The 25,650-nt window shown below is 36.4% G+C and carries 27 protein-coding genes and 1 CRISPR repeat array; of the genes, 20 read left to right on the forward strand and 7 right to left on the reverse strand.

Translation table 11 applies throughout. The features are described from left to right. Positions 1-11: 11 nt before the first annotated feature. The 4 genes from I589_RS11830 (at position 12) to I589_RS11845 (ending at position 3,244) form a co-directional block, all read left to right on the forward strand. Positions 12-971, forward strand: a complete 960-nt coding sequence (locus I589_RS11830) for a siderophore ABC transporter substrate-binding protein (RefSeq protein ID WP_010767998.1) — start codon at positions 12-14, stop codon at positions 969-971. A gap of 182 nt (positions 972-1,153) precedes the next feature. Next, positions 1,154-1,723, forward strand: a complete 570-nt coding sequence (locus tag I589_RS11835; RefSeq protein ID WP_010767999.1) for a GNAT family N-acetyltransferase — start codon at positions 1,154-1,156, stop codon at positions 1,721-1,723. 50 nt (positions 1,724-1,773) lie between these two features. Beyond that, positions 1,774-2,673: a metallophosphoesterase gene (locus I589_RS11840; RefSeq protein ID WP_010768000.1), complete on the forward strand. Its 900-nt coding sequence runs from the start codon at positions 1,774-1,776 to the stop codon at positions 2,671-2,673. A 10-nt stretch (positions 2,674-2,683) separates the two neighbouring features. After that, positions 2,684-3,244 (forward strand): DNA-3-methyladenine glycosylase I, encoded by a 561-nt coding sequence (locus I589_RS11845; protein WP_010768001.1) that lies wholly within the window; start codon positions 2,684-2,686, stop codon positions 3,242-3,244. A gap of 164 nt (positions 3,245-3,408) precedes the next feature. Continuing rightward, a CRISPR array of direct repeats spans positions 3,409-3,915; the repeat unit is 33 nt; unit sequence GTCTTGCCCTTCATAGGGCAAGTGGATTGAAAT. A 132-nt stretch (positions 3,916-4,047) separates the two neighbouring features. Here I589_RS11845 and I589_RS11850 read toward each other — a convergent pair. The 3 genes from I589_RS11850 to I589_RS11860 all read right to left on the reverse strand — a co-directional run bounded on the left by I589_RS11850 (position 4,048) and on the right by I589_RS11860 (position 5,687). Further along, positions 4,048-4,497, reverse strand: coding sequence for a DUF1801 domain-containing protein (locus tag I589_RS11850; protein ID WP_010768002.1), 450 nt, complete (start codon positions 4,495-4,497; stop codon positions 4,048-4,050). A 23-nt stretch (positions 4,498-4,520) separates the two neighbouring features. Further along, on the reverse strand, positions 4,521-5,159 hold the full coding sequence (locus tag I589_RS18625; protein WP_010768003.1) for a YdeI/OmpD-associated family protein: 639 nt from the start codon (positions 5,157-5,159) through the stop codon (positions 4,521-4,523). A 129-nt stretch (positions 5,160-5,288) separates the two neighbouring features. Beyond that, the gene (locus tag I589_RS11860; protein WP_081628316.1) at positions 5,289-5,687 is read right to left on the reverse strand and encodes a DUF805 domain-containing protein; all 399 of its coding nucleotides are present in this window, start codon (positions 5,685-5,687) and stop codon (positions 5,289-5,291) included. Positions 5,688-5,845: 158 nt separating this feature from the next. Between I589_RS11860 and I589_RS11865 the strand changes: the two genes are divergently transcribed. The 4 genes from I589_RS11865 to I589_RS11880 all read left to right on the forward strand — a co-directional run bounded on the left by I589_RS11865 (position 5,846) and on the right by I589_RS11880 (position 8,125). Continuing rightward, the gene (locus I589_RS11865; protein ID WP_010768004.1) at positions 5,846-6,460 is read left to right on the forward strand and encodes a DUF1054 domain-containing protein; all 615 of its coding nucleotides are present in this window, start codon (positions 5,846-5,848) and stop codon (positions 6,458-6,460) included. 19 nt (positions 6,461-6,479) lie between these two features. Further along, positions 6,480-6,704, forward strand: coding sequence for a DUF2829 domain-containing protein (locus tag I589_RS11870; RefSeq protein ID WP_010768005.1), 225 nt, complete (start codon positions 6,480-6,482; stop codon positions 6,702-6,704). Further along, positions 6,701-7,465, forward strand: coding sequence for a 3-oxoacyl-ACP reductase (locus I589_RS11875; protein WP_010768006.1), 765 nt, complete (start codon positions 6,701-6,703; stop codon positions 7,463-7,465). The genes I589_RS11870 and I589_RS11875 overlap by 4 nt, the downstream gene beginning before the upstream one ends. 150 nt (positions 7,466-7,615) lie before the next feature. Then, complete coding sequence (locus I589_RS11880; protein WP_010768007.1) at positions 7,616-8,125, forward strand: QueT transporter family protein; 510 nt, start codon at positions 7,616-7,618, stop codon at positions 8,123-8,125. A 240-nt stretch (positions 8,126-8,365) separates the two neighbouring features. Here I589_RS11880 and I589_RS18540 read toward each other — a convergent pair whose 3' ends face one another. Beyond that, on the reverse strand, positions 8,366-9,283 hold the full coding sequence (locus I589_RS18540; protein ID WP_010768008.1) for a hypothetical protein: 918 nt from the start codon (positions 9,281-9,283) through the stop codon (positions 8,366-8,368). Positions 9,284-9,638: 355 nt separating this feature from the next. On the opposite strand from I589_RS18540, the gene lepB reads away from it, so the two are divergent. The 6 genes from lepB (at position 9,639) to I589_RS17905 (ending at position 16,362) form a co-directional block, all read left to right on the forward strand. After that, the gene (gene lepB, locus I589_RS11890; RefSeq protein WP_162140354.1) at positions 9,639-10,118 is read left to right on the forward strand and encodes a signal peptidase I; all 480 of its coding nucleotides are present in this window, start codon (positions 9,639-9,641) and stop codon (positions 10,116-10,118) included. Between the two features lie 44 nt (positions 10,119-10,162). Next, complete coding sequence (locus tag I589_RS11895) at positions 10,163-12,805, forward strand: leucine-rich repeat domain-containing protein (RefSeq protein ID WP_010768010.1); 2,643 nt, start codon at positions 10,163-10,165, stop codon at positions 12,803-12,805. Positions 12,806-12,859: 54 nt separating this feature from the next. Then, on the forward strand, positions 12,860-14,026 hold the full coding sequence (locus I589_RS11900) for a DUF7601 domain-containing protein (protein ID WP_010768011.1): 1,167 nt from the start codon (positions 12,860-12,862) through the stop codon (positions 14,024-14,026). A gap of 27 nt (positions 14,027-14,053) precedes the next feature. Next, positions 14,054-14,977 (forward strand): class B sortase, encoded by a 924-nt coding sequence (gene srtB, locus I589_RS11905; protein WP_034685210.1) that lies wholly within the window; start codon positions 14,054-14,056, stop codon positions 14,975-14,977. Further along, on the forward strand, positions 14,970-15,608 hold the full coding sequence (locus I589_RS11910) for a Spy0128 family protein (protein ID WP_010768013.1): 639 nt from the start codon (positions 14,970-14,972) through the stop codon (positions 15,606-15,608). Before srtB ends, I589_RS11910 begins: the two co-directional genes overlap by 8 nt. Before the next feature lie 214 nt (positions 15,609-15,822). After that, a complete protein-coding gene (locus tag I589_RS17905) occupies positions 15,823-16,362 on the forward strand; it encodes a TetR/AcrR family transcriptional regulator (protein WP_010768014.1) in 540 nt (179 codons plus the stop codon). 106 nt (positions 16,363-16,468) lie between these two features. Here I589_RS17905 and I589_RS11920 read toward each other — a convergent pair whose 3' ends face one another. Together I589_RS11920 and rpsD are read right to left on the reverse strand one after the other, a co-directional pair. Next, positions 16,469-17,014 (reverse strand): biotin transporter BioY, encoded by a 546-nt coding sequence (locus I589_RS11920; protein ID WP_010768015.1) that lies wholly within the window; start codon positions 17,012-17,014, stop codon positions 16,469-16,471. A gap of 146 nt (positions 17,015-17,160) precedes the next feature. After that, positions 17,161-17,772 (reverse strand): 30S ribosomal protein S4, encoded by a 612-nt coding sequence (gene rpsD, locus I589_RS11925; protein WP_010768016.1) that lies wholly within the window; start codon positions 17,770-17,772, stop codon positions 17,161-17,163. Between the two features lie 342 nt (positions 17,773-18,114). Here rpsD and I589_RS11930 point away from each other — a divergent pair, with 342 nt between their 5' ends. The 3 genes from I589_RS11930 to I589_RS11940 are packed head-to-tail and all read left to right on the forward strand — an operon-like array spanning position 18,115 to position 20,407. Further along, positions 18,115-18,912, forward strand: a complete 798-nt coding sequence (locus I589_RS11930; RefSeq protein WP_010768017.1) for a formate/nitrite transporter family protein — start codon at positions 18,115-18,117, stop codon at positions 18,910-18,912. A gap of 57 nt (positions 18,913-18,969) precedes the next feature. Next, on the forward strand, positions 18,970-19,608 hold the full coding sequence (locus I589_RS11935) for a DNA alkylation repair protein (protein ID WP_010768018.1): 639 nt from the start codon (positions 18,970-18,972) through the stop codon (positions 19,606-19,608). Between the two features lie 22 nt (positions 19,609-19,630). After that, positions 19,631-20,407 carry an HAD family hydrolase gene (locus I589_RS11940; RefSeq protein WP_010768019.1) on the forward strand — a complete coding sequence of 259 codons (777 nt, stop codon included), beginning with the start codon at positions 19,631-19,633 and terminating at the stop codon, positions 20,405-20,407. A 61-nt stretch (positions 20,408-20,468) separates the two neighbouring features. Here I589_RS11940 and I589_RS11945 read toward each other — a convergent pair whose 3' ends face one another. After that, positions 20,469-21,650: a hypothetical protein gene (locus tag I589_RS11945; RefSeq protein ID WP_034685293.1), complete on the reverse strand. Its 1,182-nt coding sequence runs from the start codon at positions 21,648-21,650 to the stop codon at positions 20,469-20,471. Between the two features lie 250 nt (positions 21,651-21,900). Here I589_RS11945 and I589_RS11950 point away from each other — a divergent pair, with 250 nt between their 5' ends. The 3 genes from I589_RS11950 to mutS are packed head-to-tail and all read left to right on the forward strand — an operon-like array spanning position 21,901 to position 25,639. Next, a complete protein-coding gene (locus I589_RS11950; protein ID WP_010768021.1) occupies positions 21,901-22,698 on the forward strand; it encodes a TIGR00282 family metallophosphoesterase in 798 nt (265 codons plus the stop codon). A gap of 12 nt (positions 22,699-22,710) precedes the next feature. Continuing rightward, a complete protein-coding gene (locus tag I589_RS11955; protein WP_010768022.1) occupies positions 22,711-23,097 on the forward strand; it encodes a YlbF family regulator in 387 nt (128 codons plus the stop codon). Beyond that, complete coding sequence (gene mutS, locus I589_RS11960) at positions 23,081-25,639, forward strand: DNA mismatch repair protein MutS (protein WP_010768023.1); 2,559 nt, start codon at positions 23,081-23,083, stop codon at positions 25,637-25,639. The genes I589_RS11955 and mutS overlap by 17 nt, the downstream gene beginning before the upstream one ends. Positions 25,640-25,650 lie beyond the last annotated feature (11 nt).

Below are 25,650 nucleotides of genomic sequence, written 5' to 3' on the forward strand. Positions count from 1 at the left end.
GGAGAAAGATTATGAAGAAAAAAATCATCGCAGGCTTAGCAGTAGCTGCGTTAAGCTTAGTACTTGTAGCATGTGGAAATGGAGGAAAGACAGATACCACAGGAACCAAAGAAACCAACAGTTCTGCCCAAGCAACAACCATTGAGATAGAGGATAGTAATGGGAAAGTAACTGTTCCTAAAAATCCGAAGAAGGTGGTTGTCTTTGACAATGGCTCATTAGATACAATTAATGAACTAGGTGCAGGCGATGCAGTGATTGGTGCTGCAGTGGATAATTTACCCACATATTTAGAAAAATTTAACTCTGTGGAATCTGCAGGTGGGATAAAAGAACCTGATTTGGAGAAAATTAATCAAATACAGCCAGATTTAATTATTATCTCTGGTCGTCAACAGGATTTTCAAGAGGAGTTGTCTAAAATAGCGCCGACTGTTTTTTTGTCTGTAGATAATAAAGATACATGGGCATCTATCCAAAAAAATGTGACAACACTTGGAAAAATATTTGATAAAGAAGACGAGGCAAAAGAAAAGCTTGCTTCACTGGAAAAAGAAATTGCTACAACGAAAGAAGCAGCAGAAAAAAGTGGTATGAAAGCGTTAGTTGTTTTAGTAAATGAAGGACAGCTTTCTGCTTATGGTGAAGGCTCTCGTTTTGGAATCGTTCATGACACGTTTGGATTTGCACAAGCAGATGATGGGATTGAGGCTTCAACACATGGACAAAGTGTTTCATTTGAATATGTTCTTGAAAAAAATCCAGATGTATTATTTGTTGTAGATCGTACAAAAGCAATTGGTGGGGATGACTCACAAAATAATCTTACGGACAATGAATTAGTGAAGCAAACAACTGCTGGAAAAGAAGACAAAGTGATTCAACTTTCTCCAGACGTATGGTATTTAAGTGGCGGAGGACTAGAATCTACTCATTTAATGCTGGAAGATGTGAACAAAGCATTGAAATAAAGGCTCTCTCTTAATAAATAGTAGGAGCTAAATAATTCTTCTATTGGTTAGTTGGAATGAGAAGGAGGTCGGAAATTTTTATTTCTGACTTCTTTTTTTCATCAAAAAATGATCATGCTATAAATATTTCTTGATGTTTGCATATGGTTTCTATATAGTATGTAGAAAAGTAGGTCGATGATATGGAAATTTTGAAGAATTATGCGCTCCTGTTTGCTCAAAACCAGCAACTAGAAACACAACGTTTGCTTTTGCGATCTGTCACTTTAGCAGATGTAGAGGATATGTATGACTATAGTAAGGATGAAGAGACTACCGAGTTTGTATTTCCTACACATCGAACGCAGGAAGAGACAGGTAGTAGTATTGCTAATTATTTTATGGCGGCTCCACTTGGAAAATATGGAATTGAACAAAAAGAGACAAGACGGTTGATTGGAACAATCGATCTTCGAGTGAATGAAGCGTATAAAACTGGAGAATTAGGCTATGTACTGAATAAAAAGTATTGGGGACAGGGGATAATCCCTGAAGCAGCAAATGAACTCATGAAATTTGGATTTGACGTACTTGAGTTAAATCGAATATATGCATATCACGATGAGGAGAATCCAAAGTCTGGTCGTGTAATGGAGAAAATTGGGTTGCTTCGAGAAGGACGTATTCCTGCAGCACGAATAAATAAAGGAAAAGTAGTAACAGATATTCAGTATGGCGTGACAAAAGAGGTCTGGCTTACTAGAAAAACATGATACAATAGAGAGAAACAATGGATTGAAAGAACAAAAAAGAAGGTGTGTACGTGGCTCGATTAGCAGTCATTAGTGATTTGCATGTGGATATTAATCACTTTACAGAAATAGAACTTCAACAATTATTGGCTATCCTTAAAGAAAAACAAGTAACACACCTGCACTTAGCTGGAGATGTAGCAAACCGCGTGGAGACCTGTCAGGAGATTATCGAATTTTTTTCTAGCGCAGGACTTCCAACTACTTTTGTCTTTGGAAACCATGAGCTTGCAGATGTGTCCGGTGAAGCTATGATGACGCATTTTCCTAATACACATTTTTTAAATGAACGTTACATACCATTGAATCATCAAACGGTTTTATTGGGATTTAACGGCTGGTATGATTACAGTTATTCAACAATGGAGACAGAGAAAGAAATTGTTCGTTTAAAAAATCTCTATTGGTATGATCGTTTTATCAGTCGAGCCTTTTCAGATCCTGTGGTGAATCAACAGGGATTGAAGCGGTTAAAATATTTACTAACAGACTTGGAAAAGAAAGGTCTGTCAGTTATTTTAACTACGCATTTTGTTCCTAAAAGAGAATTTATTGTCTATCAGACAGGGAAATATAAACGCTGGAATCAGCTAAATGCATTTTTAGGATCAGAGGCATTAGGAGAGCTCATTGATGGGTTTTCAAATGTGAAGCAAGTGGTGTTTGGTCATACGCATCGAAGATTTGAGGACCAAACGATAGAAGAGACGATTTATAGCTGTCGTCCTTTTGGTTATTTCTATGAGTGGCAGCTAACAAGAAAATTTATCCAAGAAAATCAATTAATGGACACTTTTCAGATGGCGAAAATTAGAAATGTACTAAAGACAAATCAACACGCCTTTGATATTTATAAACAGGAACACCTGAAAGAGGAATTCCAATCTGCGATGACACTAATTGATTATTAGGAGGCAAAAGATGAAGCGATGTTCGTGGGCAGAAAGTCATGAGCTGGAAACGATATATCACGATACCCAGTGGGGAATTCCAGTGCATAATGACCAAAAATTATTTGAAATGTTGATGTTGGAAGCGATGCAAGCGGGTCTTAGTTGGCTTACCATCTTAAAGAAAATGGAGACTTTTAGTGAGGCGTATGATCATTGGGATTATCGGATAATTGCGACGTATGATGATCAAAAGATTGAAGAGTTATTGAGTAATCCAGGGATTATTCGTCATCCGTTGAAAGTAAAGGCAGCAATCAATAACGCACAGAAATTCTTGGCTATTCAAGAAGAATTTGGCAGCTTTGATACCTATATTTGGGGATTTGTTGATGGTCAGCCTATTATGAATCACTGGAAGGAAATGAGCGAAGTTCCAGGAACCACAAAGCTATCTGAAAAAATCAGTAAAGAATTAAAAAAACGAGGCTTTAAATTTTTAGGAAGTACAACGGTTTATGCATTTATGCAATCAATTGGGATGGTCAATGATCATGTGGAAGACTGTTTCTGCAAATACTCAACAAAATAAATAAGGTGCGGATGTGAAGTGGACATGAAATCCCCGGGACATCCGCACCATTTTTTGCGTGAAAAGAGAGGGGAAAACCCTCTTTTTCTCATACATATTTAATGTTATACTAAATGAAAGACGAAAAAGGGAAAATGCGTTCGTGTAACAGCCCTGTTTTCGCCGTCTTGCCCTTCATAGGGCAAGTGGATTGAAATTTCCATGGAAGGATTTAAATTAATAGGGTCTACTACGTCTTGCCCTTCATAGGGCAAGTGGATTGAAATAAATATTAACATTGCAGAAGAAAGAGAAATTCGGTCTTGCCCTTCATAGGGCAAGTGGATTGAAATTCCTGATTATATAAATGCTTTAAATAAAATAGAGTCTTGCCCTTTATAGGGCAAGTGGATTGAAATAATCACTTGCTCGTTATTATCTGGGGATACAGTGAGTCTTGCCCTTTATAGGGCAAGTGGATTGAAATGCTTTAAATGGACAGTTGACTATGATGGTCGTAGGTCTTGCCCTTTATAGGGCAAGTGGATTGAAATATGTGATTGCGGCAGAAAATATAGGGAGGTGGACACGTCTTGCCCTTTATAGGGTAAGTGGATTGAAATTACTGCATTGATTGTTTGTCTTGTCACATTGACAGCGTCTTGCCCCTTACAGGGCAAGTGGATTGAAATATCAACAGTTAATCCGTACATGTTGATGATTGATGTCTTGCCCCTTATAGGGCAAGTGTATGCTACTGTTTATTTATTGAAAAGAATGGAATTTTGTGAGCGTTCATCAAAATTCCATTCTTTTTTTGATAGTTATTTCTTTTTTGTTTGATAGTGTTCATAGCGAGCAATCCAATCAGCTGGGCTCATTTTTTTCGCGAGTTCTCCCATTAACTCATAAGGGATTGTCTTTGGATTAGTGAAGCGAATACAGCTTTTTCCCATATTTAGCTTTGTGGGTACCTGTTTTTTATATTCTTCTTCAAACCATGAGAGTAGAGAAGGATTGCTCATGATTCCCATGTGATACACAGCGAAATGATTCTTTTGTGCGCCAAGAGAAAGAAAAGGTAAAGGCTCATCTGGTCTATTTAAATAACCGTTTGGATAAGCACTTAGAGGGACAACAAAAGTAGGCATCCCATATTGCAACACAAACTGAAATCCTTCGGGGAGGTTGGTAAGAAGCTGTTCTTTTAGTAAAAAGTAGCTTGATTGCCATTTCTCCGGTAAATTCGCTTCGTATTCTTCAATAGTTTTCACGAGAATTCCTCATTTCTGAAAAATTATTTATATTTAATTCCTTCATTTAATAAATGAATCATTTCTTGCTTTCGTTTAATCTGTGTCGCTTCTTGTTTCGCACTGTAAACAAATCTTGCCCAATTTTTTTGATAACCTGGTGTGAGCGATTTAAAAAAGGCAAGAGCTTGTGGTTCATTTTCAAGATCTTTTTCAATATGTGGGATGTAAGTAATGTAATCCGCTACAGATTGACTAGCGTTTTTTTTTCTACTCTTTTTCTCGACGCGCTTTAGTCCAATAATTGTATAAGTATCGTCTAATTTGACCATCTGATTAAATTTATAATCACTATTTGGCACATACCCCTCTTGTTCATCTACGTGCAATGCGGGGAAGATGTCATCTCGGTGAACATAGGTATTTAATTGTTTATTGCCTTTTTTGGGATAGGCAATGAGTAGTCGTCCATTTGGAGTTAGAAGCTTTTTTTCTATAATAGTACCTATTTCTTGTTTCAATTCCTCAAGCGTTTTGACAAAGACAATCATCGTTTCTACTGGTTTTTTTGGATAAACTTCTGAGACCGATAAGTCAGAGAAGTAATCAGATGTAGGCCGATAAAGAACGGTCACTGATTGACTAGGGGTGAGTCGTAATTTTTGAAGCAATGTTTGTGCCATTGATATGCACTCCCTTCTCTGTAGAAGTATACATGAGAGGCTTAGTGAAAGGCTACTTAGATTACTTGAAACGCTCAGATATAAACAAAAAAACCAGAACGATAAATGCTCTAGTTTTTTGAAGGAAGACTAAAAATTTGATGAAGGTTTTGGACGCTTCTCGCTAGGGAGACAATAAAAAACAAGAAGTGCTAAGGGACCTATATAAGGAATAAAGTTAAAAAAGATAAAGCCCCAAGGAAAGCCACCATCTTGTAAACGACGGATATTAATAGCAAGGGTTGGAAGAAACGTAGCGAGTAGATAAAGAGCTAGCGCTAAAAAGATAGCAAATCCGCTGAATGCACCTGCAGAGATATTTTGTCTCCCGGGAATCCCCATGGTTAAAAAGCTGATGAGCATTAGCGTAACTAATGAAAGAATAATAAGACTATGTACAATAATTGCAAGCCAGTAATCTTTTCTATTGGTTCTTCCTTGAAAATTAACATAATTTTTCCAAAATTGACCATATGCTGTAAATATAATTTTTCACCTCCTGATGAATCCTTTAATTAGTGTATCATATAAGGAGAATTTTTTGACTATTATTGAAAATGTCTATTTTTAATGAGAGTTGGCTATTTTTTCATTTTCCGTTAAAATAAAGAGTCGTGACAAATTAAACAGGATTGAGAGGAACAACAATGTTTACGGAAGAGAGCTTTGATGTATTTACTATAAATGGATTAGATAACCGTATGGCGGCTATCCGCTCAGAAATCCAGCCGATTTTTCAAGAGTTGGATGAAGCGTTTAAAGAAGAACTTGAAAAAAAAGTGAAAGAAGAGCTATTTATTCATATTGCACAGCATCGTAGACGAACTGTCTATCCTCCTGAGAATACGTGGTCTGCGATTAGCAGAAAAAAACGAGGGTATAAAATGGAGCCTCATTTTCAACTGGGGATTTTTCCTGAGTATGTATTTATGTGGCTGTCTTTTATAGATAATCCAAAGAATGAAAAAGAAATGGCCCAAGTATTATTAGATAAACCTGCGCTTTTTTCTCATTTGCCAAAGGATACGATGGTTTCTTTTGATCACACGATAGATCGAGTAGAGAAGCTAAATGAAGTTGATTTACAAAAAGGGTTAACTCGTTTTCGTGATGTAAAAAAAGGAGAGTTTCAAATTGGACGGATTATTCCTAAAGAAAGTCTACTTTGGAAAAATAAACAAGACGCGCAAGACTATATGCTCGCTACATATGAAGCATTATTGCCTATTTATCAAGAAACCATTATCTATGCACCAAAATAAGTTTAAGAGGAGAATAGTGATGACATTTGAAGAAATTTTACCAAAATTAAAGCAGGGAAAGAAAATTGTACGTAAAGGCTGGAGTGGCTTTGAGCTGTATGTTACCTTAGTTGAGGGAGAAATCTTTGAGGGAGCTCCCGTCACCCCGTATTTTCTAATCAAAACATCTGATGAAGGATTTTCAAGCTTTGCCCCAACTGTTTGTGATATTTTAGCGGAAGATTGGATAATTGTTGAAGAATGAGTAAGATTGTCTATGAAGAATTTGTTGGAAAAACGATTTTAGCGACTGGGGCAGGTTCAGGCATTGGGTACGCACAAGCACGAGCCTTTTTAGAGCAAGGGGCTTTTGTCTATGGCTTGGATCAGCAAAGTGTATTAATGCTTCAGTTAAAAGAAGATTATCCTGCTACATTTGCCTTTCAGGTAGGGGATGTGAAAGAAGCTTCAGTGCTATCTTTGACTGTAGCGGCTTGTTTGGAACGTTTTGGAAAAATTGATATATTGCTGAATACTGCAGGGATTCTTGATGGGTATCGTCCATTACTGGAAACGAGTGAAGAGCTTTGGGATGAACTGATGGAGGTTGACCTAAAAAGTGTCTATCGATTAACTAAGCTTGTCTTGCCAGAAATGATAGAACGAGGCAATGGAACGATTATTAATATGGCTTCTATCGCAAGTGTGGTTGCTGGCGGAGGAGGAATCGCTTATACAACTGCTAAACACGCTGTCGCAGGATTTACCAAGCAGCTGGCACTTGATTATGCAAGTAAAGGAATTCACGTAAACGCTATTGCACCAGGAGCGATTCAAACCCCGATGAACCAAGCGGACTTTGCAGGAGATGGGGCGATGGCGAAATGGGTGGAAAATGAAACCCCTGTTAAGCGATGGGCTCAGCCAGAGGAAGTGGCAGCACTAACTTTATTTTTAGCAAGTGAACAATCAAGCTATATGCAAGGAACTCTTGTTCCAGTCGATGGTGGCTGGTTATTAAAATAAATTGTTGAGATATTCTTGAAAAATGAATTTTTTCGCGTATGATAAATAATAGTGGGTTTCCCACACTGTGGCACTTCAGCTGGAGAAGTCAATCTCCCATCCTTTGGTCACAGTTATGAACAAGAGAAATCTTGTAAAGGAGAATGACAAATGAATCAAAAAAAAGCGCGAACTGCCACTCGATGGACAGTGTCAGAGACTGCTAGAATGGCGATGGTGACAGGGCTATATGTCGTGGTTACTGTATTTTTATCTGTGATAAGTTTTGGAGTGATTCAAATTCGCTTATCAGAAATGTTTAATTATCTTTCGCTATTCAATATACGCTACATTCTAGCGGTGACATTAGGGGTAGCGATTGCCAATCTTGCTTCGCCACTGGGGATTATTGATGTAATTGTTGGAAGTGTTTCTACATTTCTTGTGTTATTAATTAATTATTATCTAACAAAAAAAATAAGAAATATGACTCATAAAATGATAGTAACAGCTCTCCTGTTTTCTTTTTCAATGTTTACAGTTGCAGGACAATTAACTATTTTGTATGGAGCACCCTTTCTTTTGAACTGGGGCATTATAGCAATTGGTGAGCTTGTTTCAATGACAGTAGGAGCAGTCATCATTCATTGGATAAGTAAAAAAATAGATTTAACTAAATAAAATAACGAAAAAGAGCGACAAGTAGAGAATGGATATTCTTTGTTTGTCGTTCTTTTTTGTTATTTTTAATAATGATAAGTAGCTAATTTTCTGAATGATTTGCTAACGATGTATGCAATCGTAAATAGTGCTTGAATAAATTTTAACTATACTTATTTAGTGAAAATCTAGTTGTTCTTAGGTTTGAAACGATAGGTTATCTTTCTCACTATGGATTCTTTGATTGTTCTGTAATGGTATTTAATCTAGCAGGTAGCTTTCTAGTAGAGTAAGTTGGTTTTGTATATGGTTTATTTGTGTATGCGGTACAAATATACTAAGCGATGAAAGGATTTCTTGTTTAAATATGTCCCATTTGTTTTGAGTCAATTCTTTTTTTTGCATCCCTTTTTTGATATATTCTGCAATTTTTTTCCACATAAACATATACCAATTATGTTCAGAAATGACATAGCTTTCAAATAGTTGAGTTGTCAATAAAACGTTTGAATATTTTTTTGTTCGAACAGAATTAATTAGCATACTAATCAATGCACGTTCAACAATTTGATTACTTTGAACATCAGTCAATGGAGTTTTATTGACCATTTTTAATACCTTTAGAAATAACTTTGGTGAAACTTGATTGATTCCATTAAGCTGTTGGTAAGAAAGAAAATCTAAGTCATAGAGAGTGTATACAGTAGCATTTTGTAATCTTTTAAGAATACGATGTTCTAAACTATTTATTTCATTTTCACTTACTTCCGAGTCTGGATTAAGTAAATAATCAGAACTCAAAATTTTATATAAGGCTTCTTCTTTCCCTAATGTGAAGGTGGTCGTTTGTATATATTCTTTAAATTCTTTAATTAGTGGCGTGCTATGTTGAAAATCTTTCTTATAGATTAGTGATAGGCAATCTATTTTATATGTAACAGTTGTTGAAAGACCCATTAATTTTTCTGTACACTCAAAAGGAGAAAGAGAAAGAATTTCTATAAGAAGGGCAAGGTCCGTAATTCTAATATCACTTTCTTCTTTTACAAAACGCTGAAAGGTTCTGCTGGAGATGCCATTCTCATCAAATACACGTAATGGTATTTTTTTTCCACGCCTAATTTCTTCTAAATATGTGCCAAATAAGCTATATTCATCAATATTCTTTTGAGTTTTCATACTCATCCTCCAATTTATTTCACGCCAGTTTGTCGTAAAGCCAACATTTTTCATAAATTTGATATTAATATTACATTAAGTGATATTTATAAGCAATGAAAAAACATAAAAAACGTTATTTTTTATTTTTGAACGAAATATAACCCTTGTTATAGCAAGGTTTATTAGTTATGCAAGAAAATGAATATTTGGGGAATCGTTATTTTATGTTTTCGGGAGGAAAATAAAATAAGCTGAGAATTTATTGATGTCTTATAATTTTTCGGGAAAAAGAATGGGGACATGTTACTTGGTAAGAAATCAAAAAAATAAGAATCTACACAAAAAAAAGGAATCTTCACCAATGAAGGATTTGATGTATTTGTTTATGAAGATTATCTTTCTTATTCTTTTATTTATGTTACTTTTTACCTTTGTTTTTGGCATTCATCGTGTAAAAAATGCCAGCATGGCTCCATCTGTTAAAGAAGGAGACATTCTTTTATTTTATCGACTCGATCATAGTTATCACTCTGGAGATATTGTTGTCTTAGAAAAAAATAAGGAAAAACAAGCACTGCGCGTTGTTGCTGTCTCTGGAGATGAAGTAGATATCACCAAGGATGGTCTAAAAGTTAACGGACACCCACAAGATGGCTTAGAAAAAGGCTACATTATGGAGGATACTGAACAGTTTGTTGAAGGGATTACACTTCCTGTGACCCTGAAAAAAAATGAATTTTTTGTACTAGGAGATAGTCGAGGGCATGCTGAGGATAGTCGGATTTATGGTCCTGTAAGCACCAATCAGATTCAAGGAAAAATAATGACTGTGATACGTAGAAGAAATTTTTAGACAAACAGACAATCTATTCTAAAGGAGAGGAGGAGATAAAAACGATGAAAAAACTAAGAATAGCGGCTGTGTGTATTCTGTTATTCTCGCTACTAGTTCATATAGGAATTCCGATACGAGCAGTCGCAGAGACGATGGCAATGGAAGAACTTAAAAGAGACAATGGGGATGATTTAGTAGATGATGAAACAAATACAACGGATACTCTAATAGAAACAGACGAGACTGATCAGACAATCGACTCAAATCAAGTTTTTTCTACGTTAGACTCAACGACAAAAAGTATTGAAACGCAAGAAGGAAAAAGAGAGGAATCATCACCTGAAGCTAGAGCTATTTCTGAGGGGGTGAATGTGTATTCAACAATCACAGGGAGTAAGAGAATTGATGCTATTTTTCCTGATGCTAATTTGGCAGTGGTTGTTTCCCGAACGCTAGGTTACGGGACGAATACAGCTCAAAAAGTCACTCAAACAACACTGAATACTATAACGACTCTTTCTGCTGACTCTATTGTAGTTTCTTCAATTGAGGGGATTCAATACTTGAATGGTGCAACAAAAATATCGTTTGAGAATTCTTTGAATATTACTGATTTAAGTCCATTGAAAGGATCAAATCTAACTAAGCTAAAGCAATTGTATTTAAAAAACAACAAGATTACAGACATAACGCCTTTAGCTACCGCTGGACTAACGAGTCTTGAAGAACTTTATCTAGAGGATAATCAGATAACCAATCTAACAGGAATTGAAAATATCTTAAGCTTAAAATACCTAAGCTTTCAAAATTCTGGGGATACAGGTAATGCAATTACCTCGTTAGCGCCTCTGTCTAAATTGGTAAATTTACAAAAAATTTGGGGAAAAAGTAATCAGGTTACCAGTTTACAGCCATTGGAAAATTTGTCGAAATTAACAGATGTTTTCATGGAGAGCAATGAGCTACATAGTATCTCTGGAATGGAGAATAAACTCAATTTAGTTAATTTCAGCATTATGTATCAGCAGGTAAAAGACTTAACTCCAATAGTGAATTCAACTGCTTTAGTGAGTCTGTATATTCGAGAAAATCAAATTTCCAGTGTGGAACCCCTAAAAAATATGGTGAAATTGAATACTTTATTGATGGAAAGTAATCATGTAGTCGATATAAGTCCTTTAAATAAGTTAACAAGCTTAACTTTATTTCTAGCAACAAACCAAACCTACACGTTACCCAAAGATGAATATTCTACGTTAATTCCTTTTGAATTAAATACTATCGTTAAAACAAGGAATGGGGCGGTTGTCAATCCATCAGTGATTTCGGACGGGGGTGTATATCAGAATTCGCTTATTCAATGGGACTTACCTAAGGGACAGACAGAAGTTTCGTATAGTTGGTACACTACTAGTCCAGCTCCAGGGGAATTCAGTGGAAAAGTTATTCAGCCAGTGGAAGAAAAAGAAACCGTTGATTTCACGATTACAAATACAATTTTAAATAATCCGAATGCTGGTGAAACCATCGAATATACGATTAAAATGACTTCTGAAAATGGTGCAGTGATTCTTCCTTCAAAAAATAACCTTGTGCCTTTACCTGAGGATAGTACTATTGGAACCTTTTCACTGAAAAATGGGGAGTCTATAACATTGAAGGGGCTTCCGAAAACGACGTATACAGTTTTTGAAAAGATTGACACCACTTATTATCGTTCTCAATATAGTTCTGTTCACGATACAGAAAATTTGACGAATCAACCATTGCCTAGCAATAGGACTATAAGTAATCGTTTAGCAGCAACAGAGAATCGGTTAGAATTTCTAAATAAGTATAAGTCAAAAATGAGTATTAGCAATCTTTTTTTGCCATCTGAGGCGATGAATTCAGCGGTATATGATATTTTCTTTACTTATCCAGATGGTTCAACAAGTGAAAATCATTTTACAGGTGTCACGTTAACTGAAGGTCAGCCTTTTGAAGAAATGATTGAAGTTGGGACGACTTATCAAGTAATTCAACGGGAAATTGTCGGATATGAGCCATCAGTTGAACTAACTGAAGAGGGAAAAAAACAACCAAGAAAATTTGGGGAAATTGATAAGAGTTTGTCTGCATCAGGAGTTATTGGTATAGAAGAAAACAGTCTTGTGTTTAAAAATGTTAAAACAGAGCAGTTGGAAATAACAACAAAAGATACAAGTAAATATCCAAATATCAATCAAACGTTTGAGTATACAATGAAGTTTTCTAAAACAGATCAATCCGAAGGCGCTAAATATACAGCAGATAAATATGTAGGAAATTCAGTTGTTGAAACGTATGAGGTAACAGCAGGTCAAACTTCGTTAGATGTTCATTTAAAGGATGGGGAACGCTTAGTTTTCCCAAAGCTTCCAATTGATAGCCAATTTTCAATAGAACAAAAAGGTGTCACTAGCTATCTAACGACAATTTTTGATTCAACGAACAATGGAATAATAACTGGAGGCGGACTTAGTAAGGGAAGAAAAATTGAGGGGCAGATGGAAGTTTACGGAAATCAACTTTCTTTTACGAACCATTCCGATTATATTCCGCCATCAACAGGAATTAGCCAAAGTGGGCTTGCTTCATGGACAATCATTTTTATGGTGATTGCGTGTCTAATAAGTTATCTTTTCCAAAAGCAAATACGATATTTAAGAAATAAAAATAGGTAGACAATTAAAGTGTCTGCTGAATTTAAATGAAAAGAAATTTAAGGAGAGAAAATAATGAATAAAACTTTAGGGAAAATTTTAACATTTTCAGCAGTAGTAGGATTTGGAGTGTTAGCAACTATACCAGCATTTGCGGCAGATCCAGCAACACCAGAACCAAGTGTCGTCTTAACAAAGACATTTGTTACACCGGACAAAACAGTCGTAACAATGCCAAGTGTGTTTAACTTTGAATTTGAGGTTGTAGAAGATTCATTCACTCCTCATGGTGCGACAACACCAGATTCATCAGTTACAGTACCAGATATTACAGATAAAGTGGTATCGTTCACTCCTGCAGCTGATAAGGGAACGACTGTAGATGGAGCAACTACCACCTATAAACAAACTGGGAATTTATTGGAAGGTATCACATTCCCAGAAGCAGGCGTTTATAAGTATACTATTACAGAAAAAACAGGAACCTATGTTGTGGACCCAGCAACGGAAGAATTAGTTTACAGTACAGCAACTTATACATTGTATGTTTATGTAAGTCGTGATACAGATGGAAATCCTATTGTAGATGGCGGGACAGTGGAAGATGAAAATGATAAGAAAGTAGACCCGACTCCTTCGACCCCATCAACTGGTGGAGGTTCAAATGAAGTAGAGGCAGCAAATGGCTTTAATTTTACGAATATTTATCGGAAGCAGGCGGGAAGTATAACTCCTCCAGATCCTAGCAATCCAGATGCAGGACTAGTGGTTTCAAAAACAATTACTGGGGATTTATCAAACACGTCCGATGAATTTACGTATTCATTTTTATTGGAAGATACACCGTTAGTTTCTGGTGAAACATATACACTTTCAACACCTACTGGAAATATCACTGTAACGCCAGGGACAACAGCGACATTCAAATTAAAAGGGGGAGAACAAGCCTTACTTTTAAATGCACCGGCTGGAGCAAGCTTTCATGTTGAGGAAACTGATTTTGGCTATTATACGCCATCCAATGTTTTAGAATTAAATAGTGTGGCGGCAGCTTCAGAAAGTAATGTAAAAGCAGGAGGTATCTTAGGAGAAAACAGTAATAAAACAGACTATACAAACAATTGGGAAACAACAACACCAACAGGGATTATTCTAAATAATTTACCTTATGTACTTCTTATTGTAGTTGCGGTGACTGGATTTGGGGCGTATATCGTAAGTAAACGTCATCATAAATCTTAAGAGAAATGAGATGGCTGTGAAGAGACCATGAAAAGCAAGCATAAAAAGAGGTATATTCGAATAGTGGATGGCTGTATTAATTTCTGTGTTTTACTTTTTTTGCTATTGCTATTTTCGTATGGATGTTATGCAATATGGGATTCAGAACAGATTTATGCTGCAGGGAATGCAGCAAACTATCAAGTCTATAAGCCTAGTGAAGAGAGTGAACTTTCTTTTAACGACTTAAAAGAGAGAAACCCGGATGTACTTGGTTGGCTAAATGTGTATGGAACAAAAATTGATTATCCTCTTCTTCAAGGAGAGGATAATCAAAAATATATCTCTACAAATGCTCAAGGAGATTATAGCTTGGCAGGAAGTATTTTTTTAGATTATCGGAATACACCTGATTTTAGTGATTTTAATACGATTGTTTTTGGGCATCATATGGAAAAATCAGCTATGTTTGGTGATTTAGAACGGTTTTTTAATCAAGATTTTTTTGACCACCATAAATATGGAAATCTTTATTTTGATCGTAAGGACCATGGAATAGAATTTTTTGCATTTATGGAAGTGGATGCATTTGATTCGAGTATATATACAACACCTATACGCCAAATACAAGCAAAACAAGAGTATTTAGAGAGAATAAAAGAGCAATCAAAATATTATCGTGATGTTGGGATTTCAATAGAAGATCATCTAATCTTGTTAAGCACATGTACAGAAAATACAACAAATGGGCGTCATATACTTGTAGGTCGCGTGACAGATGAAGTATTTCCGGAACCCAAAGAATCAAATAAGCGATTAGGGAAAGAAGTATTTTTTCAATCAGGAACATTTCAACAGAAATTGAAAGAAAATTGGCTAGTAGTCTGTTTGTTTAGTTTCCTTATTATCGTTTTGTTTATCCTTTATCTAAGTAAAAAACGAACGTTGAAAAAGGATGGTGAAAATGAATAAAAAAAAATTGGTGAACGCACTTATTCTCATCGTGGGCTTGCTGGCTAGTTTAGCATGCTTGCAAACAGGATATGCAGATACTTTTATAGAAGCCACGACTAGTATTCCAATTCAACAGCAGTTTGAATCAAATGAAAAAAATAAGGCTGGCATATTCACTTATCAGTTAGAAGCAGTGAATGAAGAATCACCAATGCCGACCAATCAATCGGTTTATGAATTTACAATAAGAGAGTCAGAAACACATACGATTTCACTTACTTTTGACCAGCCAGGTGTCTATCACTATGAAGTAAAACAAGTAATTCCAGATAAAAAAAAGCAGGGATATACTTATGATACTAGAAAATTATTCATTGAAGTCTACGTAAGCTATGCTCGAAATCAGCAATTATTATCCAACTTAATTGTTAAGAATGAAACGGGTTTAAAAGTAGAATCACTTACTTTTGAGAATTCATTTTTTAACTCCAAGATAGCTGGTCATCAAGAAAATAAGAAGTATTTACCTAAAACAGGAGAAGAAGTCACTTTCGTATTTTCTATTACTGGAATTGGCTGTATTTGGCTAATATGTCTATTTCTGATTTATAAACATAAATCAACGAATCAAAATGAAAAAAAGAGCTAGCAGGGAAAAAGACGCTGATTTGTCACTTTATTAAACAAGTATCGTCTTTTTGATAGTTAGGTTACTTTCTTTTAGTCTATCGAAAATTAGAAAGCAGAAGGACTATAATCTATTTATCACCTGAATCATGCTTATCAAAAATGAATGGTACGTTATTAATTCTTGGTAGTGTTTAAAGGAATCAAAGGAAAATATATGTTGACTGGAGAATTCAATGAGACAAAAGAGGTATGATAAATCATTTATTTTAAATGGCGCATATAAACTAGTTAAAAAGAAAGGATTCTCTTCTTTAACAGCTCGAGATATAGCAAAAGAACTATCTATTTCTACACAACCTATTTATATAGAATTTAAAAATATGAAAGCACTGCGCGATGAGCTGCTGATATATACATTTATGGGCATACAAGAGAATTACTTCAATACAAATAATACTCTTGAAGAGTTTATCAAAAATGTTCTTTCTTTTATCAATGACGACAACGAACTGTATATATCTTTACTCTCTGAGAGAGCATTTCTTGTACAATTAGCAAACTGTTTGTATGAACTCTATTGTGAGAATAGCGAAACTGTTCAAAGATTCAAAAATGAAGAGGATAGGCGGTTTAGTTTTATAATGCTTGTTAGCATGGCAACTGCGGCTTGTTATGTTGGTGAAAAAAAAACAGATGAAGAGAGTGACTATCTGAATCGAATGAATCAACTGGTCAAAAATGATTTATTTCGTTCGTTCTTTCTCTTTTCATAAAATTTTATAACAGTAAAACGACGACTAAAAAAGAAAGTTCGATACTCTGAGTCATTAAAAAGCAGAGTCTCGAACTTTTTGTATTCTAAATCAATAGGAGAATACTCTATCTCCCTCTTTGTAAAAATAACGAGGGGAGTCTGTCGCGGATGAAGATTCCTAAATAGCCAGCAGCTAAGGCTTTTAAAATTCCTGGAAGGATAAAAAAGCCAAAGCCAGAAATGAAAGCTTCCTGCCAGCCAAATTCAGCGCTTATCTTTAACCAGACAGTACCAAATCCTAGTGTGACCATTGCACCGATAATATTTGCAATAGCAGCCCATGTATAAGTAAAGGCCTTTTTTTCTAAGATAGCACCTGTGACTAGACCGTTAAAGATGAAGCCGATTAAATAGCCTCCAGTTGCGCCAAATAAGATACCAAAACCACTGGTCATTCCTGCGAATACAGGTAATCCGATAAGTCCTAATAATAGATAAATGAGAATGGCATACGTACCTGTCCGCTTTCCAAGGAGTGTTGCAGTTAGACCTACAGCAAAGGTTTGTCCTGTTAAGGGAATCAATCCTAGAGGGATAGTAAATTGAGAGAGGACACCGATAATTACAGCGAATTCTGCAGCAAGAATCCATTCTTTTAAAGAGGTTTTCATAAGCTTGTTCCTTTCTGTTAACCTTTTGTTTTATTTTGGTTAACGAAATTATAAGCTAATTTTTTTTAAATGTATAGTATTTTTTGAAAAAAACACAAAAAAACCAAAGCCTTGAAAACAAGATTTTGGTTGATGTTGTAAGACTCTTAAAGTTTTTTGTTGTAGAATTCAACGATTAGAGATTCGTCGATTTCAGGATGTAATTCGTCACGTTCAGGTAAACGAGTTAGTGATCCTTCTAATTTTTCAGTGTCAAAGCTTACGAATGCTGGGCGACCAACAACTGCTTCAACTGCTTCTTTAACAGTTACGATGTTTTTAGATTTTTCACGAATAGAGATCACTTGACCTACTTCTACGTGGTATGAAGGAATATCAACGCGTTTTCCATCAACTAAAACGTGACCATGGTTTACTAATTGACGTGCTTGACGACGAGTAGTTGCTAAACCTAGGCGGTAAACAACGTTATCTAAACGTTGTTCTAGTAAGATGATGAAGTTAACACCGTGTTTTCCTTCTTTAATTTTGCTAGCTTTTACGAATAAGTTACGGAATTGACGTTCGTTCATTCCATACATATGACGTAGTTTTTGTTTTTCAGCAATTTGCATACCGTATTCAGATAATTTTCCACGGCTGTTTGGTCCGTGTTGACCAGGTGCATAAGGACGACGTGCTAGTTCTTTACCAGTTCCTGATAGAGAGATTCCTAGACGACGTGATACTTTCCAAGATGGGCCAGTATAACGAGACATTTAAAGTTCCTCCAATAAAATAAGTTTTTGGAGTAAAATAATCCGATGAAAAACTCATATTCGTACAGTTTGTTCTCCAATCTTCACCTTTGCAGCCGCGGTTACGCAATTGAACCCGAAACGGGGCAACAAACTGGGGACGAGCTATTATCTTTCTGCTGCATTATTTTACACAATGAATAGTATACGTTAAAATTTAGAGAGAAGTCAAGTGATTTCTAATGTAAATGGTGAATGTTTTTTCAGAAAAAGGTCGATATTTTCAAAAAGAACTTTACAAATCGGTCTTTCGTTATTAGAATATACTTGTAGATTTTTTTGTTATAGAAAAGGAGAAAAAAGATGAATCCAGTATCACCATTATTTGAAAAGATTGATTCTTCTATCGAAAAGAAAGTCAATCTAATCGAAAACAGTTATATCCGATATGCTGTTCGAGCAATGTTGGCTTGTTTATTTTTAACGTTAGGTACTGCTATTGCTTTTGCCATTGCTATGAAGGGTGAATCAATGGTGCATGGGTTGGGAAAAATTCTTTACGCGTTTATGTTTAGCTGGTCGCTGGTGATGATTCTTTATATGAATGCGGAACTGGGAACATCTAATATGTTATATATGACGGTTGGCGTGTATCGAAAGAAGATTAAGCTTCCAATGGCATTAAAAATTTTATTTACGTGTATTTTGTTTAACTTAATCGGTGGTGTGATTTTCGGCTATTTAGTTTCTTTAACAGCCCCATTCCAAAACTTACCGGTGGATAATTATATGTTTGAAGGAATTACTGCAAAACTTGAAAAGTCAACGGTTCAAATTCTGGTTGAAGCAATGTTTGCAAATATTGTTGTAAATACAGCTGTATTGGTGAGTATGAGAATGAAAGATGATGCAGGAAAAGTAGCGGCTATTATTTTCATTATCTTCATCTTTGCCTTTTTAGGATATGAGCACGTTATCGCTAACTTCCCTGCCTTTACATTGGCCTATGCTGCCTCTAATGGTGGCTTAGCTGCAATGACTGCTGGAAGTGTAGCGCACAACTTAATCTTTGCACTAATAGGAAATTATATTGGTGGTGGTTTAGTAATGGGACTTGGCTATGCATGGCTAAACAATTCAAAATCAAATTATGTAGATTAATCAGCGAAAGTGGTGTGTTTGTGCACCGCTTTTTTCTGTTATTATGGAGGAGTAAAAATGACCCCTTTAACATTTCCAATCCAATCAGAAAATGCGGTACCTATGGAAAACTATATGAAGAATCATTTTCCGTTTGCAGGGGTGCCAAAGCCGCAACGCGCACAGCTTGAAAAACCGTATTTAGCAGCGAGTCTCAATTGGTCACTTGCTGAATTGCTACAGGTTATTCAAGAGAATTATGAGAAAAATGAACGAGAGTATCAATACTATGGAATTGATTTAGCACTAAAAAATGTACGTCGTCTAACGCTGGAGTTTATGAAGGCGTTATTACCGCTTATAGGAGAAAAAAGCTGGTGGGATAGTATCGATGCTTGGCGAAAAGTGTATAGCGAGTGGGTTAAGGTGCACCCGGAAGAATTACAGACAGTCTATTCTTGGTTTTACGGACATGAAGATTTCTGGTATCGTCGAATGGCGCTGAATTTACAATTGCAGCATAAAGAGCAGGTCAATCTTGAATTGTTGAAAAAAGCTATTATCTATGATAAGTATACAGAGGAGTTCTTTATTCAAAAAGCAATTGGCTGGGCGTTAAGAGAGTATAGCAAAACAGATACAAAATGGGTAGCTGATTTTTTAGAAACGGAACAATTAAGTTCGCTTGCTACAAGAGAAGCAAGCAAGTATTTATAAGAAAGCGAGACGGAATTTATTTATGAGACGAAGATTATTTGCCTTTGATATTGACGGAACATTGCTGGATAGTAACAAAGAAGCATTGGATAGCACCAGAGAAGCTTTAGAAATCTTACGAAGAAAAGGGCATCTTGTAACGATTGCTACAGGGAGAAGTCGATTCCATGCACAAGAAGTATTGCGAGACCTGGAGTTTAATAACTATGTTTTATGTAATGGGGCTGCTGCATTTTTAGATCACCAACAGGTTTATCAAAATTTACTGGATAGAGAAGAATTAGATACGTTCGTTGAAGAAGCAAATGAATTAGCTATTGATACGGCTTATGTCGGTTTAGATACAGCTAAGCGTTCTACCTCTAATAATCTTGAATTGATGGATGAGGCAATGAAATCTTTTGGCGGAACATTGCCTGAAATGGATGAATATTTTGTGGAGGAACAAGATGTTTACCAAGCACTTGCTTTTTATAATCGTTCCTTTGATCAACGATTTAAGGATAAATATAAAAAGATTCGTTTTGTACGTTGGCATGAAAATAGTGTAGATGTAGTGCCCTATAATGGATCAAAGGCGACGACTCTTTTAAATTTAGCCAAACGAGTTGGAATAAAAAATGAAGATATTATCAGCTTTGGTGACGGGGAAAATGATCGGGAGATGTTGCGATCTTCAGGCATAGGTGTAGCGATGGGAAATGCAATGCCTGAGATTCAGGCAGAGGCAAAACTAGTGACAGATACGAATGATAATGATGGAATTTGGAAAGCACTAAAGGAATTAGATGCGATTTAAAAAATGAGCTTGGTTTTGGTATAGGGACGAATCCCTATACCAAAACACAGGCTCATTTTTTTTAATAACATTTAGAGCAAGGTGTTAATCCTCGAGCAAGAGCTTCAGAGAGTGGTGCATCATAATACGTACCATTACCACATTTATGTGTATGATACTTAGAACCTGTTGCTGTAACGAGTACATGCTCTTCTGCCTGATTTGCAGCGGCTTGTTCGGCTTCTTGTTGTGCAATAGCTGCTTGTTGTTCTTGCTCTGCAGCTTGACGTTCTTGTTCTGCCTTTGCTAACTGCTCTTTCTTTTCTTGTTCTTGTTTTTCTTTTCTTTCTTTTTCTTCATTATCCTTCACTATTTGTTGTACAGCAGCCACGCGTTTTGTGAGGCCTTCATCTGTGGCTGGCAATTTTGCAATCGCAGTAGTAGCTGTATCACACAATGAATTAGAGGGTGATTTTTCTGCTGCTTCTACAGCTTTAGCTGCTTGTGCATATAATTTTTCTTGTTCCTCTTTTTCTTCAATTTTTGTTTGAAGAGAGGTAACTCGATTATTTAGTTCTTCTTTGTTCAAGCTGGCAAGTGCAACCTGTTTTACAGCTTCCTCCAAGTCTTTTCGTGCAAGACTTTTTTCTGCTGTTTCAACAGCTTCATAAATTGTAATGTTTTCTTCAATAGTCTTAAGACGTTTGTCGTAGTCATCGTATGTTTTACTTAATGAATGAACGAGTGTTGCCGCTTCATCATAATTTTTCTGGTTGGGTGTAGATTCTGCGAGTGCTAACGCAGTTTCTGTTTTTGCTAGTAATTCTTTTTCTTTCTTTTCTTCTTGTAAAATGGCAATGAATTCTTTGGAAGGTTCAACAACAATTTTTTCATCCTTCACCACTTTGTTCAATGAGGCCTTTAAAACATATGTATGCTCTTTTTCATCAGAAAGCTGAACGGTTTCTGAAAATGTGCCTTTTACATTTTTAATATTTTTTCCATCCAAGGTGATCTTTGCGTTTTCGCTGACTTCTCCTTCGATAGTTGCAACTCCTTGTGCATCTGTCGTTAACTGAACAGCATTCACAGAAAGCTGTAAAGGAGTAGAGGCTGTAGCTGCCCCAATTATTATTGCAATAACACTAACCGCTAAAGCGATTCCTCCCAGTTTCTTAGGCTTTTTACGAATCACTGAATAGATGAAAAAGCCAAGACTTAAAATTCCCCCTAATAATCCAAGTAACAAAATAATAGTACCCATAACAAACACATAAGCCTCCTAAATTAATTAAATTATTTATTTTAGTATAACATGTGAATTGTTTAATTTGAATGGGCTTTCTTATTTTCTCTTATTATTTTTTATAGATTTACAGCAGGAAAATGATTGAACTTCGTTTAAATAGAAGTCATCTATCCTTTGTACGGTTAAACAAACGTCACCTCGACTTTTCTTTCTCTTCAAAAACTACTATAATGAAGGAAGATGTGAATAGAAAAGAGGAAATAGTGTGCGTTTACTATTTATTGGAGATGTTGTGGGTTCATTGGGGCGCCAGATGCTAACCGATTACCTACCGAAAATGAAAAAGAAATATCGTCCGCAGGTGACGATTGCAAATGGAGAGAATGCGGCTTCTGGTCGTGGGATTACTGGGAAGATATACAAGAAATTCTTACAAGATGGCGTAGATGTTGTGACCTTAGGAAATCATACGTGGGATAATCGAGATATTTTTGAATTTATTGATGAAGCAAAAAAAATGATTCGCCCAGCAAACTTTCCTGAAGAAACACCGGGAAAAGGAATGGTCTTTGTTAAAGTAAATACGATTGAACTTGCGGTAATTAATTTGCAAGCACGTACCTTTATGACTGCAATTGATGATCCTTTTAAAAAGGCAGAAGAGCTGGTGAATATCGCAAGAGAACGGACACCATTTATCTTTGTTGATTTTCACGGAGAAACCACAAGTGAAAAACAAGCGATGGGCTGGTTTTTAGATGGTCATGTGTCAGCTGTAGTAGGGACGCATACACACGTTCAGACAAATGATGCACGAATTTTACCGAATGGAACAGCGTTTTTAAGCGATGTTGGTATGACCGGTCCTTATGATGGCATTTTGGGAATGAAACGAGAAGCAGTAATCGAACGATTTATAACCACGCTTCCGCAGCGATTTGAAGTCGTTGAACAAGGGCGTTCTTTGTTATCTGCCTGTGTCATTGATATTGATGAACAAACAGGAAAAGCAACCTCGATTGTTCCGATACAAATAAGTGAAGACCGACCATTTTCTGAATAAAAGGGAGGATCTATGGATTCTTTAGAACAAGAAGCTGCAGTGAAGACTGCTTTAGATAGATTAAGTGAGTTACTGGAACATAATGAAGTCATTCAAAAATACAAAGCGCTCAAGCAACGTGTAGAACAAAACAAACATTTAGATGAGCTTATTGAGAAAATCAAGCAAGCACAAAAAGATGCGGTTCAGTTTGCTCACTATGGAAAACCTGAAGCTGAGCGTGAAGCAATTAAAGAAGCAGATAGACTAACGGAGGAGTTTAATCAGCATCCATTAGTTTTGGCTTATAGAACACAGCTGGTGGAAGCCAATGATTTGGTTCATCACCTGACAGATTTGATTCAAAGAAAAGTAAATGAAGGATTAGAGGGGGAGTCAGTTCATGCCTCAAAAGACTAAAAATACTCCAATGATGGAACAATATTTAAGCATCAAGGCTCAATACCAAGATGCTTTTTTATTCTATCGATTGGGAGATTTCTACGAGTTATTTTATGAAGATGCTGAAAAAGCAGCACAGATTTTAGAATTAACATTAACTAGCAGAAACAGAAATGCAGATGATCCTATTCCAATGTGTGGTGTTCCCCATCACGCAGCGCAAGGCTATATTGATACGCTGATTGAAAAAGGCTATAAAGTAGCTATCTGTGAACAAGTGGAAGATCCAAAGACGACTAAAGGAATGGTGAAGCGAGAAGTTGTTCAGCTAGTGACACCGGGGACGGTTATGGATAGCAAAGGTCTATCTGCGAAAGAAAATAACTTTTTGACAGCAGTGGTCTCTTCTAATGAAGGATTCGGCTTTGCCTATGTAGATTTAAGTACAGGTGAGCTGAAGACGGCCATTTTAGCAGATGAAGAAGCTGTATTAAATGAGGCTTCTGCTCTGCAAACAAAGGAAATTGTTTTGGGAAGTGAGTTGTCTGACTCCCTTGAAAAACAACTGCGTGAGCGATTAGGTCTCGTCTTCTCCATTCAGGAAACAGCGGAAGAGAATGCAGAATTCAGCTTTTTAACTAGTGAACTAGAACATCCGCTTGAAAAAGAGGTAACTGGGAAACTGTTAACCTATCTTTCTGTTACACAAAAGCGTGGATTAGCTCATATTCAAAAAGCACTTGAATATCAGCCAGACCATTTCTTGAAGATGGACTTTTATTCAAAATTTAATTTAGAGCTAAGTCAATCAATTCGGACAGGAAAAAAACATGGGACTCTTTTATGGTTGCTGGATGAAACAAAAACAGCAATGGGTGGACGGTTATTAAAGCAGTGGCTAGACAGACCGTTAATTCAGCAGAAACAAATTATTTCAAGGCAGGAAATGGTTGCATCCTTACTCTCTTCTTATTTTGAACGAATTGATATTCAAGGCGCATTAACGAAAGTTTATGATTTAGAGCGTTTAGCAGGCCGTGTTGCTTTTGGGAACGTAAACGGGCGCGATTTGATTCAATTAAAGACTTCTTTAGAACAAGTCCCAATGATTCGTGAGCTGATTTTGGGGATAAATCAAGGACAGTGGAACGATCTTCTGCTGGATATGGAACCGATGGAAGAGCTTGTTCAATTGATTAATCAGGCGATTCAGGAAGAGGCACCCTTACAAATCACCGAAGGAAATGTGATTAAGGATGGCTTTAATGAACAACTGGACACCTATCGTGAAGCAATGAAAAATGGAAAGCAGTGGCTAGCTGAGCTTGAAGCAAGAGAACGTGCGGAAACAGGAATAAAGAATTTAAAAGTTGGATTTAATCGAGTGTTTGGCTACTATATCGAAATTACAAAATCCAATTTAGCGAATCTTGAAGAAGGAAAATATGATCGTAAGCAAACACTGGCAAATGCAGAACGTTTCATCACTCCTGAGCTTAAAGAGCTGGAGACACTGATTTTAGAAGCCGAAGAAAAGTCTGTTGATTTAGAGTATCAGCTATTTTTAGGGGTTCGGGAACAAGTGAAACAATCCATTGCCCGGCTGCAAAAGCTTGCAAAATCGTTGAGTGCGGTGGATGTTCTTCAAAGCTTTGCTACAATCAGTGAACGCTATCAATATGTTCGTCCCGAAATGAAAAGTAATGGTCAAAATTTGCAAATCATTGAAGGGCGACACCCAGTTGTAGAAAAAGTGTTAGGACATCAGGAATACATTCCAAATAGTGTCCACATGAATCCAGAAGAGATGATTCAGTTAATCACAGGACCCAACATGTCAGGGAAAAGTACGTATATGCGTCAGCTTGCATTAACCGTTGTGATGGCACAGATGGGCTGTTTTGTACCCGCTGAATCTGCAGAGTTGCCTATTTTTGACCGGATATTTACTCGAATAGGTGCAAGTGACGATTTAATTGCGGGACAAAGTACCTTTATGGTTGAAATGATGGAAGCCAATCAAGCGTTACGACATGCCACACCAAATAGTTTGATTTTATTTGACGAGCTAGGCAGAGGGACAGCGACGTATGATGGGATGGCTTTAGCGCAAGCAATCATTGAATATATCCATAAAGATGTTCGTGCAAAGACGCTCTTTTCCACTCACTACCATGAGTTAACCGTTTTGGATGAAGCTTTGTCTCACTTGAAAAATGTTCACGTAGGAGCGGTAGAAAAAGACGGCGAGGTTGTTTTCCTTCATAAAATGATGGACGGACCAGCAGATAAGAGTTACGGAATTCATGTAGCAAAAATTGCAGGGCTGCCAACCAAACTGTTAGAAAGAGCTGGAACAATACTTAAAGCATTAGAGGCAGGAAGCCATACCGTTGAACGTGTGGAAAAAGTAGAAGAGGATACCCAACAATTATCACTGTTCACTGAGATTTCAACAGAGGAAATTGGCGTAGTAGATACATTGAAAAAACTGAATTTATTAGAAATGACACCGATGGATGCGTTAAATACTTTGTATGACCTTCAAAAACGAATTTAGAAAGAAGGAGA

Origin of the sequence: Enterococcus phoeniculicola ATCC BAA-412 (assembly GCF_000407505.1) — a bacterium.
Lineage (GTDB): Bacteria > Bacillota > Bacilli > Lactobacillales > Enterococcaceae > Enterococcus_K > Enterococcus_K phoeniculicola.

Bases quoted from the DNA above. Each gene is read 5' to 3' on its own strand.
- I589_RS11845 (WP_010768001.1), top strand. From the start codon at position 2,684: ATGAAGCGATGTTCGTGGGCAGAAAGTCATGAGCTGGAAACGATATAT.
- I589_RS11895 (WP_010768010.1), top strand. From the start codon at position 10,163: ATGAAAAAACTAAGAATAGCGGCTGTGTGTATTCTGTTATTCTCGCTA.
- I589_RS11865 (WP_010768004.1), top strand. From the start codon at position 5,846: ATGTTTACGGAAGAGAGCTTTGATGTATTTACTATAAATGGATTAGAT.
- lepB (WP_162140354.1), top strand. From the start codon at position 9,639: ATGTATTTGTTTATGAAGATTATCTTTCTTATTCTTTTATTTATGTTA.
- I589_RS11835 (WP_010767999.1), top strand. From the start codon at position 1,154: ATGGAAATTTTGAAGAATTATGCGCTCCTGTTTGCTCAAAACCAGCAA.
- I589_RS11910 (WP_010768013.1), top strand. From the start codon at position 14,970: ATGAATAAAAAAAAATTGGTGAACGCACTTATTCTCATCGTGGGCTTG.
- I589_RS11920 (WP_010768015.1), bottom strand. From the start codon at position 17,014: ATGAAAACCTCTTTAAAAGAATGGATTCTTGCTGCAGAATTCGCTGTA.
- I589_RS11875 (WP_010768006.1), top strand. From the start codon at position 6,701: ATGAGTAAGATTGTCTATGAAGAATTTGTTGGAAAAACGATTTTAGCG.
- I589_RS18540 (WP_010768008.1), bottom strand. From the start codon at position 9,283: ATGAAAACTCAAAAGAATATTGATGAATATAGCTTATTTGGCACATAT.
- I589_RS11940 (WP_010768019.1), top strand. From the start codon at position 19,631: ATGAGACGAAGATTATTTGCCTTTGATATTGACGGAACATTGCTGGAT.
- I589_RS11955 (WP_010768022.1), top strand. From the start codon at position 22,711: ATGGATTCTTTAGAACAAGAAGCTGCAGTGAAGACTGCTTTAGATAGA.
- I589_RS11930 (WP_010768017.1), top strand. From the start codon at position 18,115: ATGAATCCAGTATCACCATTATTTGAAAAGATTGATTCTTCTATCGAA.
- I589_RS18625 (WP_010768003.1), bottom strand. From the start codon at position 5,159: ATGGCACAAACATTGCTTCAAAAATTACGACTCACCCCTAGTCAATCA.
- I589_RS17905 (WP_010768014.1), top strand. From the start codon at position 15,823: ATGAGACAAAAGAGGTATGATAAATCATTTATTTTAAATGGCGCATAT.
- I589_RS11900 (WP_010768011.1), top strand. From the start codon at position 12,860: ATGAATAAAACTTTAGGGAAAATTTTAACATTTTCAGCAGTAGTAGGA.
- srtB (WP_034685210.1), top strand. From the start codon at position 14,054: ATGAAAAGCAAGCATAAAAAGAGGTATATTCGAATAGTGGATGGCTGT.
- I589_RS11945 (WP_034685293.1), bottom strand. From the start codon at position 21,650: ATGGGTACTATTATTTTGTTACTTGGATTATTAGGGGGAATTTTAAGT.
- I589_RS11870 (WP_010768005.1), top strand. From the start codon at position 6,480: ATGACATTTGAAGAAATTTTACCAAAATTAAAGCAGGGAAAGAAAATT.
- I589_RS11935 (WP_010768018.1), top strand. From the start codon at position 18,970: ATGACCCCTTTAACATTTCCAATCCAATCAGAAAATGCGGTACCTATG.
- I589_RS11830 (WP_010767998.1), top strand. From the start codon at position 12: ATGAAGAAAAAAATCATCGCAGGCTTAGCAGTAGCTGCGTTAAGCTTA.
- rpsD (WP_010768016.1), bottom strand. From the start codon at position 17,772: ATGTCTCGTTATACTGGCCCATCTTGGAAAGTATCACGTCGTCTAGGA.
- I589_RS11880 (WP_010768007.1), top strand. From the start codon at position 7,616: ATGAATCAAAAAAAAGCGCGAACTGCCACTCGATGGACAGTGTCAGAG.
- mutS (WP_010768023.1), top strand. From the start codon at position 23,081: ATGCCTCAAAAGACTAAAAATACTCCAATGATGGAACAATATTTAAGC.